We start from the raw sequence: 12,487 nt of genomic DNA, 5'->3' as shown, positions 1-12,487 counted from the left end.
ATCCCGGGGGGTGCGGGGGGCTGGCCCCCCGCCGTCGCGGGACGCACCCTTATTCTGCGGCCTGCTTGACCGCCGTTTCCGACCCGACCTTCATGCGGAAGCCGCGCTCCAGCTGGTCGAAGGGCGCCACCGGGTAGTCGCCCGAGAAGCAGGCATCGCAATATTGCGGACAGCTCTTGTTGCGCCCCTCGGCCTCGCCCACCGCACGATACAGCCCGTCCAGCGAGACGAAGGACAGGCTGTCCACGCCGATCCATTCGCGCATCTCGTCGGGCGTCATGTTGGCGGCCAGCAGCTTGTCGCGATCGGGCGTGTCGACGCCGTAGAAGCAGGGCCAGGCGGTCGGAGGCGAGGCGATGCGGAAATGCACCTCGGCGGCGCCCGCATCCAGGATCATGTCCTTGATCTTGCGGCTGGTGGTGCCGCGCACCACGCTGTCATCGACCAGCACCACCCGCTTGCCAGCGATCAGCGCGCGGTTGACGTTCAGCTTCAGCCGGACGCCCATGTTGCGGATCTGCTCGGAGGGCTCGATGAAGGTCCGGCCCATATACTGGTTGCGGATGATGCCCATGCCGTAGGGAATCCCCGATTCCTGCGCATAGCCAATGGCGGCGGGGGTGCCGCTGTCGGGGACCGGGCAGACCAGATCGGCCTCGACCGGGGCCTCGCGCGCCAGTTCCACGCCGATCTGGCGGCGGGTCTCATAGACCGAGCGCCCGCCGATGATCGAATCGGGGCGCGAGAAATACACGTGCTCGAAGATGCAGAACCGCCCCGTGGAGGGCCCGAAGGGGCGCGAGCTTTCGATCTTGCCCTTCGAGATCACCACCATCTCGCCCGGCTCGACCTCGCGCAGGAATTCCGCGCCGATGATGTCCAGCGCGCAGGTCTCGGAGGCCAGCACATAGCCGTCCTCGCCCACCCGGCCCACGACCAGCGGGCGCACGCCCAAGGCGTCGCGCACGCCGATCAGCTTGGTGCGGGTCATGGCGATGACCGAGAATGCGCCCTCGACGCGGCGCAGGGCGTCCTTCATCCGCTCGGGGATGTTGCGCTGGATCGACCGGGCCATCAGGTGGATGATGCATTCGCTGTCCGAGGAGGACTGGAAGATCGAGCCGCGCTCGATCAGTTCGCGGCGCAGCGCGGCGGCATTGGTGATGTTGCCGTTATGGGCGATGGCGCAGCCGCCCATGTGGAACTCGCCGAAGAAGGGCTGCACGTCACGGATCGCGGTATTGGCCTTGGTGCCGGTCGTCGAGTAGCGCACATGGCCGATGGCCAGCGGCCCGGGCAGCGTCGACATCACGTCCGGCTTGGTGAAGTTGTCGCGCACATAGCCGAAGCGGTGGGCGCTGTTGAAGCCGTGTTCGGGATCGTGGGTGACGATGCCGCCGGCCTCCTGCCCGCGATGCTGCAGGGCGTGCAGCCCGAGGGCCACGAAGTTCGACGCGTCAAGCACGCCGATGGCGCCGAAGATGCCGCATTCTTCGTGGAGGCGGTCCGAATCGAAGGGATGGGCCAGGAATGGTTGCATTGGCACGGACCTCGATGGCTGGGGGCTGTCCTGCGCTATGTAGGGCCGGGAACCCCTAAAGTCACGCCCCCGCGGTCGGGCGGGGGCGCTTTTTCGTCATCCGCCCGTCATGCGGGCGGATCTTGGTACGGATCAGTTCACTGCGGGCGTGGTGGGGGTGGCGGGGGTCACCGGGACCGCATCGGCGGTGCAGGCGGCGACCATCTGCTCGTAGCGGTTGACGATCCAGCCCGGCGCGTCGGCGGGGATCTGCTCGTCCATCTGGCCGCGCATGCGGGCGAAGACCTGCGCCGAGCGCGAATTCTCGACCATCTCGACGCTCTGGCTTGTCATCACCCGGTCATGGACGATGAAGGCGATGGCGACCAGCAGGATGCCGCGCGCGACCCCGAAGAGGAACCCCATGCCCTGATCGACCCCGCCCAGGGCGGATCGCTGCACGACCGACGAGAACAGCGGCGTGATGATCGAGAAGATCACCAGCGCCAGGGCAAAGACCACCGCGAAGCCCGCGATTGTGGCCAACTCGCAACTGTCGCCCAGAAAGCGGTCCAGCACGGGCAGCTGCGCCACCATCGGCCGCACCGTCGGCGCGAAGAGAAAGGCCAGGATGGCCGCCGCGATCCAGCCCAGGATCGCCAGCGATTCGCGCACGAACCCCCGCGACCAGGCCAGAATTGCCGACAGGATGATGACCCCTGCCACCACCGCGTCGATGATCGTAAATCCGTCCATTACCTGCCCTTTGCGCCGGTTGTCCCTGTTCTGCCGGCGGCCTAGCCGGCGCCGAACACCTCACCCACGAAGCCCGTCAGGTCGGTGATGCGCCGCAGCGTCATGCCGCCCGTGCCCTCGACCCTGGAAGCGTCCGGCAAAATCGCTTGTGAAAAACCAAGTTTTTGCGCCTCTTTCAACCTGTTTTCGGCCTGAGCCACCGGACGAAGCGCCCCGGACAGGCTGATCTCGCCGAAAAGCACGGCCTCGGGCGGCAGGGGCGCATCCTCGCGGGCCGACAGAAGCGCGCCGGCGATGGCAAGGTCGGCGGCGGGTTCCGCGACCTTCATGCCGCCCGCCACGTTCAGGAATACGTCGAGCCCCGCGAAGGGAATGCCGCAGCGCGCCTCGAGCACCGCCAGGATCGTGCTGACGCGGCCCGAATCCAGCCCCACCACCGTCCGGCGGGGCGAGGCGAGGGTCGAGGGGGCGACCAGCGCCTGCACCTCGGTCAGGACCGGGCGGGTCCCCTCGATCCCGGCAAAGACCGCGCTGCCGGCGATGGGCTGGCCGCGTTCGGACAGGAACAGCGCCGAGGGGTTGGCGACCTCGGCCAGGCCCGCGCCCGTCATCTCGAAGACGCCGATCTCGCCCGAGGGGCCGAAGCGGTTCTTGACGCTGCGCAGGATGCGGAACTGGTGGCCGCGCTCGCCCTCGAAATAGAGCACGCAATCGACCATGTGCTCGACCACGCGGGGGCCGGCGATCTGGCCGTCCTTGGTGACATGCCCGACCAGGATCACCGCGACGCCGCGCTTCTTGGCGAAGGTCACCAGCTCGTGGGCGGCGGCGCGGACCTGGGCCACGCTGCCCGGCGCGGCCTCGACCGTGTCGGACCAGAGCGTCTGGATCGAATCGATCACCGCCACGTCGGGGCGCTCGGTGTCCAGCGTCGTCAGGATGTCGCGCAGGTTCGTCTCGGCGCCGAGGCGCATGGGCGCGTCGGCCAGGCCGAGGCGTTGCGCGCGCATGCGGACCTGGGCCGAGGCCTCCTCGCCCGAGAAATAGATCGCCTGCAGCCCGGTGCGCGAGAAGGCGGCGGCCGCCTGCAGCATCAGCGTGGACTTGCCGATGCCCGGATCGCCGCCGACCAGCAGCGCCGAGCCGGGCACGAGGCCGCCGCCCAGCACGCGGTCCAGTTCCACCATGCCCGACAGGCTGCGCGGCGGCGGCGGTTCGGTCGTCGACAGCGCGGACAAGGGCACGGCCCGGCCCTTGTGGGCGCCGAGGCCGCGGCCCGGGCCCTGGGACAGGGGCGCTTCCTCGATGATGGTGTTCCAGGCCCCGCAGGCCTCGCAGCGCCCGGCCCATTTCTTGTGGGCGGCGCCGCAGGCAGTGCAGGTGAAGGCGGTGACGGATCTGGCCATGCCCCCCTGTCGCACCCGGGGGCAGCCGTCGCAAGATGGGTATTTGTGCAAAGAAGAAGGGCTCACGGCTTTGTCGGCTTGAATCTCGGGGGATGGGGGGGCAGGGTCCGGGCGGAATTTCAGGGGTTTGAACCATGACGCTCGGCTTTTCGCGTTTCGAATTCCTCATCGCCTGGCGCTACCTTCGGGCGCGCCGCGCCGAGGGGGGGGTCAGCGTCATGACCTGGATCAGCCTGATCGGCATCGCCCTGGGGGTGATGGCGCTGATCGCCACGCTGGCGGTGCGGGCCGGATTCCGGGCCGAGTTCGTGGACACGATCCTGGGCGCCAATGCGCATACGACGGTCTATGTCTCGCCGCAGCGGATCACCAACGAATTCACCGACGACGTCTATGTGGTGCCCGGGCGGATCGCGGATTACGACGCGATGGCCGCGCGGCTGGCCGAGGTGCCGGGCGTCACCCGCACCGCCGCCATCGTCAAGGGCCAGGTCATGGCCAGCGCCAATGACAGCTCGAACGTGGCCGAGGTGTTCGGCGTGGCGCGCAGCGATCTGGAGGCGATGCCGCGCATCGTGGACCCCGCCACATCGATGGGGGATCTGGAGCGGTTCGACGAGGGCATCGCCATCGGCTCGGGCATCGCGCGGGAATTGGGCGTGGGGGTGGGCGACCGCATCCGGCTGATCGCGCCGGAGGGGGCGCGCACGGCCTTCGGCACCACGCCGCGGGTCAGCGCCTATGAGGTGACCTATGTCTTCAGCGCCGGGCGCTATGACATCGACCGCACCCGCATCTACATGCCACTGGCCGAGGCGCAGTCCTATTTCAACCGCGAGGGCGTGGCCGACGAGATCGAGGTCTTCGTCGACGATCCCGAACGGGTGGGCGACTGGACGCTGGCGCTGATGCAGGCGGCGGGCGAGGGCGCGCAGACCTGGTCCTGGCGCGACAGTTCCGGATCGTTCCTGTCGGCCCTGGACATGGAGGATGACGTGATGTTCGTCATCCTGTCGGTGCTGGTGCTGATCGCCTCGATGAACATCACCAGCGGGCTGATCATGCTGGTCAAGAACAAGGGCCGCGACATCGGCATCCTCCGCACCATGGGGCTGACCGAAGGGTCGGTGCTGCGGGTATTCTTCCTCTGCGGGGCCTTCACGGGCATCCTGGGGACGCTGGCGGGGGTGGTGCTGGGCGTCCTGCTGGCGCTGAACGTCGACACGATCATGGCGGGCCTGAACGCGCTGACCGGGGGGGGCGCGTGGCAGCCCGAGGTGCGCGGCATCTATCGCCTGCCGGCCGAGCTGCGGCTGTGGGATATCGGGCGCGCGGTGGGGCTGTCGCTGGTCCTGTCCTTCGTGGTCACGATCTTTCCGGCGCGCCGGGCCGCGCGCATGAACCCGGTGGAGGCGCTGCGCTATGAATGACGTGTTGCGGCTGGAGGGCGTGGGCAAGACCTATGCCGCGGACGGGCCTTCGCCGGTGACCGTGCTGGCCGGGCTGGACCTGAGCGTGGCGCGGGGCGAGGTCGTGGCGCTGGTCGCGCCCTCGGGGGCCGGAAAATCGACGCTCTTGCATATCGCGGGGCTGCTGGACACGCCCGACACGGGCCGGGTCTTTCTGGGCGGGCGCGATATGACGGGGCTGCCCGACCGCGCCCGCACCGAGGCGCGGCGGCGCGAGCTGGGCTTCGTCTATCAGTTCCACCACCTGCTGCCGGAATTCAGCGCGGCCGAGAACATCGTGCTGCCGCAGTTGGCCGACGGGGTGTCGCCGCGCGTGGCGCAGACCCGGGCCACCGACCTTCTGGGCCGCGTGGGCCTGTCGCACCGCGCCGATCACCGACCCGCGCAGATGTCGGGCGGCGAGCAGCAGCGCGTGGCCTTCTGCCGGGCGCTGGCCAACCAGCCCGCGCTGCTGCTGGCGGACGAGCCCACAGGCAATCTGGATCCCGAGACCTCGGACAAGGTCTTCGACGTGCTGATGACGCTGGTGCGCGAGACGGGCCTCTCGGCGCTGATCGCCACGCACAATCATGCGCTGGCGGCGCGGATGGACCGGGTGGTGCGGCTGACCGCCGCCTGATCGTTGCGCCTGCGCGCGCCAGCGTGCATGCTGCGTGCCTGAAGCAAACTGGAAGGCGGGTCGGCGATGCGGGCAGTGATGATGGCGGGCGGCATGGGACTGGCCATGGCCGGGCTGGTGGCGGCCTGTGCGCCCGAGGCGCAGCCGCGCGGCGCGGCGCGCGATTATGCCGAGAATTGCGTGGTCTGCCACGGTCCGGCCGGGCGCGGCAACGGGCCCGCCGCCGTGGGCATGATGCCTGCGCCAAGCGATCTGACGATGCTGGCCGCCGAGAATGGCGGGGTCTTTCCCAAGACGCGGGTGATGGGCCAGCTGGTCGGCTACACCATGGGCCGCAGCACATCCCACATGCCGGTCTTCGAAGAGCTACGCGAAGGGCCGGTGGTCATGTATGACGACGGCTCGGGGCAGCGGGTGGCGACGCCGGCGCGACTGGTCGCGCTGGCGGATTACCTGCAGACCCTGCAGCGCGCGCCCTAGCGCAGAATGACGCGCGGCGTGGCGGTTTCGGGACCGACTTCGCCGATCACCGCGGCCCCGGCAAAGCCATGGCGGGCGAAGGCCTCGCGGACGGCCGCCAGCGCTTGCGGAGCGCAGGCCACCAGCAGCCCGCCGCTGGTCTGCGGATCGCTGAGCAGCGCGCGGGCGTCCTCGCCAAAGCCCTGGGGCAGTGCCACGCCGTCGCTGTAGCTGGCCCAGTTGCGGCCCGAGGCGCCGGTCACATGGCCCGCCGCGATCAGCGCGTCGATGCCCGTCAGGCGCGGCACGGCGGACCAGTCGACGACCAGATCGCAGCCCGAGCCGCGCGCCATTTCCAGCGCGTGACCGCCCAGGCCGAACCCCGTCACATCGGTCATCGCATGGACGCCCGGGATGGCCGCCAGATCGGGGCCGGGGCGGTTGAGGCGCGTGGTGACCTCGATCATCTGCGCGTAACCCTCGGGCGACAGGGCACCTTTCTTCAGCGCCGCCGACAGGATTCCGACGCCCAGAGGCTTGCCCAGCACCAGCACGTCGCCGGGCTGGGCATCGGCATTGCGCTTGAGCAGTGCCGGATCGACCAGACCGAGCGCCACGAGGCCGTAGATCGGTTCCACCGAATCGATGGTATGGCCGCCCGCGATGGGGATGCCTGCCTCGCGGCAGACCTGCGCGCCGCCATCCAGCACGCGGGCGATCGTCTCGGGCGAGAGGACGTTGATCGGCATGCCGACCACGGCCAGCGCCAGGATGGGGGTCGCGCCCATCGCATAGACGTCGCTGATCGCGTTCGTGGCGGCGATGCGCCCGAAATCGAAGGGATCGTCCACGACCGGCATGAAGAAGTCGGTGGTGGCGACCAGGGCCTGATGGTCGTTCAGGCGCCAGACGGCGGCGTCGTCCGAGGTCTCGATCCCGACCAGCAGTTCGGGCGGGACGGGCAGGGCGGCGCTGCCGCGCAGCAGGCCCGACAGCACGCCCGGCGCGATCTTGCAGCCGCAGCCGCCGCCATGGGCCAGCGAGGTCAGGCGGGGTTCGGGGGCGGTCTGGGTCATGGCTGTCTCCGGCTTGCGTGGCGCGAACCTTACCGCAGGCCGGACGGGATGTTCCAGACGGGCCGTCTGCTATCTGCTTGCAGGTCCGGGACGGCGCGACTAGAACGGCTCAAATTTTCAGGCCGCCGAAGGATCGGTGGCCCTTCTGTCTATGAGGGTGATGATGCAGGTCAAGGAAACGCAGAACGACGGTCTGAAGCGCGGATATCAGTTCACGCTGCCCGCAGCCGATCTGGCCGCCGCCGTCGACGCCAAGCTGAAAGAGGCGCAGCCCGAGGTCGAGATGAAGGGCTTTCGCAAGGGCAAGGTGCCCATGGCGATGCTGAAGAAGCAGTTCGGCCCCCGGATCCTGGGCGAGGCCATGCAGGACGCCATCGACGGCGCGCTGCGCGACCATCTGGAAGGCTCGGGCGACCGCCCCGCCGCCCAGCCCAAGGTCGAGATGGACAATGGCGACGGCTGGAAAGAGGGCGACGATGTCGTCGTCAACGTCACCTATGAGACGCTGCCGACGATCCCCGAGGTCGACCTGACCACGCTGTCGCTGGAAAAGCTGACTGTGCCCGCCGAAGAGGCCGCCGTCACCGAGGCGCTGGAGAACCTGGCGAAATCCTCGCAGGCCTTCGAGGACCGCGAGGCCGGCAGCGCCGCCGAAAACGGCGACCAGATCACCATCGACTTCAAGGGCTTCGTCGATGGCGAGGCGTTCGAGGGCGGCGAGGCCGAGGACTATCCGCTGGTCCTGGGCTCGAACAGCTTCATCCCCGGTTTCGAGGACCAGCTGGTCGGCGCCAAGGCCGAGGACGACCTGAAGGTCGAGGTGAGCTTCCCCGAGGAATACGGCGCCCCCCATCTGGCCGGCAAGGCCGCCACCTTCGAGTGCAAGGTCAAGTCGGTGAAGGCCCCGAAAGAGGCGCAGATCGACGACGAGTTGGCCAAGAAGTTCGGCGCCGAGGATCTGGACGGTCTGAAGAAGCAGATCACCGAGCGTCTGGAGGCCGAATATGCCGGCGCCGCGCGTCAGGTGATGAAGCGCTCGCTGCTGGACCAGCTGGACCAGAAGGTCAAGTTCGACCTGCCCGAATCGCTGGTCGAGGCCGAGGCCAGCCAGATCGCGCATCAGCTGTGGCACGAGGAGAACCCCGAGGTTCAGGGCCACAACCATGACGCCATCGAGCCGACCGACGAGCACAAGACCCTGGCCGAGCGCCGCGTGCGGCTTGGCCTGCTGCTGGCCGAGATCGGCCAGAAGGCCGAGGTGACCATCACCGACCAGGAGATGACCCAGGCCGTGCTGCGCGCCGCCCGTCAGTATCCGGGCCAGGAGCGCGCCTTCTTCGAGTTCGTCCAGAAGAACGAGGGGGCCCAGCAGCAGCTGCGCGCGCCGATCTTCGAGGACAAGGTCGTCGATCTGATCGCCGAAAAGGCGAAGGTCGAGGAAAAGACCGTGACCAAGGAAGAGCTGGAAAAGGCCGTCGAGGCGCTGGACGAGCTGTGATCCTGGCGCAGTGACGACAAGGGGCCGCATCTTCGGATGCGGCCTTTTTCATGTCCGGGGTTTCCGTTCCGCGCACCGGGACGGTCGGCGGGGGCGGATGCCTCCGGCGGGGATATTTTTGCCAAGATGAAAGAGGGCGGGCCCGTTTTGGCGGTCGGGGCCTCAGCCGCCGACGGGGCGGCGGCGGGCGCCGATCAGGCGAGTGACGCCGCGATCCCGGCTGAGGCGGGCAGCGTTCTGGCCGGGCGCGGGCAGGGAGAGCACGGCCTCGCGCAGGACCGTGATCGCGTCCTCGCTGCTGCGGGGCAGGTCGCCCGGCGCGATGGGGGCGCCGATCGTCACGCGATAGGGCTGGCGGGTCTTGTTCAGCACCTCGTTGAACAACGTCACGTCGCGCAGGGTCGGATGCATCTTGTCCAAGAAGTAGAAGAGAAGCGAGTTGCGGGCGCGGATGCGCAGCGGGATCACCGGTAGGTCGAACTTGCGCGCGATCATCGCCGCGCTGGCCATCCAGGGACGTTCGGTCAGGGTCAGACCGTGCCGCTTGGCCAGACGGCCCGAGGGGAAGATCAGCCCGAGACGCCCCGCGGCGATCGCGTCGCGGGTATAATCCATCGTCGCCCGGGTCTTGGCATGGCTGCGCTTTTCGGGGCGCCATTCGACCGGGGCGATCATCTCGATCATCTGCGGCAGGACGCGGATCATGTCGTGATTGGCATAGATGAACAGGTCGTCGCGCAGCTGCGAGATGACCGCGTTCAGGAAGATCCCATCCGCGATGCCGGTGGGATGGTTGGCGACGATCAGGGCAGGGCCGGTGGCCGGGATATGCTCCAGCCCCTCGACCTGCAGATCCTGCACCACCATATCGCTCATCCGGCGGAAGATCTCGGTGGGCGGCAGGTCGCGGAACTGGGCGCCCAGATCCACGGTCCGGGGATAGCGCAGCAGATGCATCATCGTCCATTTCGCCAGACGATGATGCGGACGGCCCGAAAAGAGCCAGGGCGCGCGCTCGGCGATCAGCGGGTCCAGCCGCGCCTGCATCTCGGCGCGTGCGTTCATCAGCGTGCTCATCCCGGTTTCCCCCTCAGCGGCCCGCCGCGATCATGCGCGAGACCATTTCGCGCGTGTTCCGGCTCAAACCCTCGAGAGCGGCGATCCGTTCCAAGGCGGCCCGGGCGCGAGCGCCCCGGGCGGCGTCATAGCGGGGCCAGGTCTCGAAGGCGGTGGACATGCGCGCGGCGATCTGCGGGTTGGCCGCGTCCATGCGCATGAGCCAGTCGGCGGTGAAGTCATAGCCCGACCCGTCGGCCGCATGAAAGCCCGCATGGTTGCCCGCCAGCCCGCCCAGCAGCGCGCGGAAACGGTTGGGGTTCTTCCAGTCGAAGTCGCGCCGCGCGGCCAGATCGCGGGCCACGGCCACCGCCTGCGCCGGGGGCGCGGCCATGACCTGGATCGCGAACCACTTGTCCATGACCAGCCGGTTGTCGGCGAACTCGGCCTCCAGCACCTTCAGCGCCGATCCCGCCCGGTCCAGTCGCACCAGGACCGCCAGGGCGGCCATCCGCTCGGTCATGTTCGAGGCGACGCCGAAGAGGATCTCGGCCCGCTCGCCGCCATCGATCCGGGCCAGCAGGCCCAGGGTGGCGATGCGCAGGGACCGGCGGGCCGCCGAGGCGGCATCGGGCGAATAGGCGCCGGGCACGGTCATCTCGTCGTAGAGGCGCGACAGCAGGTCCTGATGGGCCAGGGCGATGCGGCGTGCCAGATCGCCCCGCGTGGCATGGATCGCGTCGGGATCGGGGGTGGACCCTTCGGCGGCCATGCGGGTGGCGATCTCCTCCTCGCCGGGCAAAGTCAGGCAGAGGGCGCGGAAGGCCGGATCGGCACTCTCGTCGGCGGCCAGCGCGCCGATGGCGTCGATATAGGCCGAGGCTGCCGGATCGCCATGGATCAGCGCCGACAAGGCCAGCTCGCGCCCCGCCTCCCACCGCGCGAAGGGGTCGGTGTCATGGGCCAGCAGGAAGGCGCGGGTGGCGTCGTCCATCAGGCGCTTCAGCATGACCGGGGCCGAGAAGCCGCGCAGCGCCGAGACGACGGGACGGGCGCCCAAGCCACTGAAGGTGAAGCTTTCGCGCGCCTCGGTCATCTCCAGCACGCGGGTGGGGGCGACCTCGTCGCCATCGGGGCCGATCAGGCCGACCGCGATGGGGATCACGCGGGCGGGCTTGTCGGGCTGGCCGGGCGTCGGCGGCGTCGATTGGGCGAAGCTCAGCGTCAGGGTGCCGTCCTGCCAGTCCTCGACCATCTCCAGCACCGGGGTGCCCGCGTCGGTGTACCAGCGCTTGAACTGCGTGAGGTCGCGGCCGGTCGCATCCTGAAAGACCGTCAGCCAATCCTCGATCGTGGCGGCGTCGCCGTCATGGCGGGTGAAGTACAGATCCAGTGCGCGGGCATAGGCCTCGTCGCCGACCAGCAGCTTGAGCATGCCGATGACCTCGGCGCCCTTCTCGTAGACCGTGGCGGTGTAGAAGTTGTTGATCTCCTCGTAGCGGTCGGGGCGCGGGGGATGGGCCAGGGGGCCCTGATCCTCGCGGAACTGCCGGGCGCGCATGGTCTGCACATCCTCGATCCGCTTGACCGCCGCCGAGCGCAGGTCCGAGGTGAACTGCTGGTCGCGATAGACCGTCAGCCCTTCCTTGAGGCACAGCTGGAACCAGTCGCGGCAGGTGATGCGGTTGCCGGTCCAGTTGTGGAAATACTCATGCGCGATCACCGCCTCGATCCGCTCGTAATCCGTGTCGGTCGCGGTGTCCGGCGAGGCCAGCACCAGTTTCGAGTTGAAGATGTTCAACCCCTTGTTTTCCATGGCCCCCATGTTGAAATCATCGACCGCGACGATGTTGAACACGTCCAGATCGTATTCGCGGCCATAGACATCCTCGTCCCACCGCATCGAGGCGACCAGGCTTTCCATGGCGAAGCCTGCCCGGTCCTGATCGCCCGGGCGCACCCAGACATTCAACGCGACCTCGCGGCCCGAGCGGGTGGTGAAGCGGTCGCTGACCGCCACCAGATCGCCCGCGACCAGCGCGAAGAGGTAGGCGGGTTTCGGCCAGGGGTCGTGCCATTCCGCCACGCCCGCGTCGGTGCGGACCGGGTTGCCGTTCGACAGCAGCACCGGCAGGTCGCTGCGCAGCGTGACGTGAAAAACCGTCATCACGTCGGGGCGGTCGGGATAGAAGGTAATGTGGCGGAAACCTTCGGCCTCGCATTGCGTGCAGAAGATGCCGCCGGACAGGTAGAGCCCCTCGAAGGCGGTGTTGGCCTCGGGGTCGATGGCGACCTCGGTTTCCAGGATGAAGGGCGCGCGGGGCAGGGCGGCGGCGGCGATGGTCAGACGCTCGTCGGTGCGCGTGACATGGGCGGGGTCGGGGGCCTGCCCGTCGATGGTCAGCGCGCGCAATTGCAGGCCCGCGCCGCCGTCCAGGATCAGGTCCTCGGGGGCATCGGGATCGCGCATCGCCAGGTCCAGGGCGGCCCGGACGATGGTTCCGCGCCCCGCCAGCGTCAGGTCCAACCGGGTCTGGGACAGCAGGAAAGGCCAAGGCCGATAATCTGCAAGGTGCTGGACGGGTTGCAGTTTTGGGGCGGACATGGGCGGCGGCCTCTCGTGAAAAAA

At 68.8% G+C, this 12,487-nt stretch carries 10 protein-coding genes; 4 read left to right on the top strand and 6 right to left on the bottom strand.

Annotated features, from left to right (window positions below):
• Positions 1-49: 49 nt before the first annotated feature.
• The 3 genes from purF to radA form a co-directional block, all read right to left on the bottom strand.
• The gene (gene purF, locus FA743_RS01530; protein ID WP_136884109.1) at positions 50-1,540 is read right to left on the bottom strand and encodes an amidophosphoribosyltransferase; all 1,491 of its coding nucleotides are present in this window, start codon (positions 1,538-1,540) and stop codon (positions 50-52) included.
• A 132-nt stretch (positions 1,541-1,672) separates the two neighbouring features.
• Positions 1,673-2,275, bottom strand: a complete 603-nt coding sequence (locus FA743_RS01525; RefSeq protein WP_136884108.1) for a CvpA family protein — start codon at positions 2,273-2,275, stop codon at positions 1,673-1,675.
• Positions 2,276-2,316: 41 nt separating this feature from the next.
• Positions 2,317-3,681 (bottom strand): DNA repair protein RadA, encoded by a 1,365-nt coding sequence (gene radA, locus FA743_RS01520; RefSeq protein ID WP_136884107.1) that lies wholly within the window; start codon positions 3,679-3,681, stop codon positions 2,317-2,319.
• Between the two features lie 134 nt (positions 3,682-3,815).
• On the opposite strand from radA, the gene FA743_RS01515 reads away from it, so the two are divergent.
• The 3 genes from FA743_RS01515 (at position 3,816) to FA743_RS01505 (ending at position 6,249) form a co-directional block, all read left to right on the top strand.
• Positions 3,816-5,111 (top strand): lipoprotein-releasing ABC transporter permease subunit, encoded by a 1,296-nt coding sequence (locus tag FA743_RS01515; RefSeq protein ID WP_136884106.1) that lies wholly within the window; start codon positions 3,816-3,818, stop codon positions 5,109-5,111.
• Positions 5,104-5,769, top strand: a complete 666-nt coding sequence (locus tag FA743_RS01510) for an ABC transporter ATP-binding protein (RefSeq protein ID WP_136884105.1) — start codon at positions 5,104-5,106, stop codon at positions 5,767-5,769. The genes FA743_RS01515 and FA743_RS01510 overlap by 8 nt, the downstream gene beginning before the upstream one ends.
• 66 nt (positions 5,770-5,835) lie before the next feature.
• Complete coding sequence (locus FA743_RS01505; RefSeq protein ID WP_136884104.1) at positions 5,836-6,249, top strand: c-type cytochrome; 414 nt, start codon at positions 5,836-5,838, stop codon at positions 6,247-6,249.
• On the opposite strand, the gene selD is transcribed toward FA743_RS01505, so the two are convergent.
• Positions 6,246-7,304 (bottom strand): selenide, water dikinase SelD, encoded by a 1,059-nt coding sequence (gene selD / locus FA743_RS01500; protein WP_136884103.1) that lies wholly within the window; start codon positions 7,302-7,304, stop codon positions 6,246-6,248. The two genes, FA743_RS01505 and selD, sit on opposite strands and share 4 nt — an antisense overlap.
• Positions 7,305-7,467: 163 nt before the next feature.
• Here selD and tig point away from each other — a divergent pair, with 163 nt between their 5' ends.
• Entirely contained in the window at positions 7,468-8,802 is a 1,335-nt protein-coding gene (gene tig, locus FA743_RS01495; RefSeq protein WP_136884403.1) for a trigger factor, read from the top strand.
• Between the two features lie 162 nt (positions 8,803-8,964).
• Here the strand turns inward: tig and FA743_RS01490 are convergent, their stop codons facing one another.
• Together FA743_RS01490 and pepN are read right to left on the bottom strand one after the other, a co-directional pair.
• Entirely contained in the window at positions 8,965-9,879 is a 915-nt protein-coding gene (locus tag FA743_RS01490) for a 1-acyl-sn-glycerol-3-phosphate acyltransferase (protein WP_246054776.1), read from the bottom strand.
• A 13-nt stretch (positions 9,880-9,892) separates the two neighbouring features.
• Positions 9,893-12,463, bottom strand: coding sequence for an aminopeptidase N (gene pepN / locus FA743_RS01485; RefSeq protein WP_169308732.1), 2,571 nt, complete (start codon positions 12,461-12,463; stop codon positions 9,893-9,895).
• Positions 12,464-12,487 lie beyond the last annotated feature (24 nt).

Source organism: Paracoccus gahaiensis, from assembly GCF_005048225.1.
GTDB classification, from domain to species: domain Bacteria; phylum Pseudomonadota; class Alphaproteobacteria; order Rhodobacterales; family Rhodobacteraceae; genus Paracoccus; species Paracoccus gahaiensis.
Note: the sequence above shows the minus strand (reverse complement) of the source record. Positions and strands in the feature narration are given on the sequence as shown.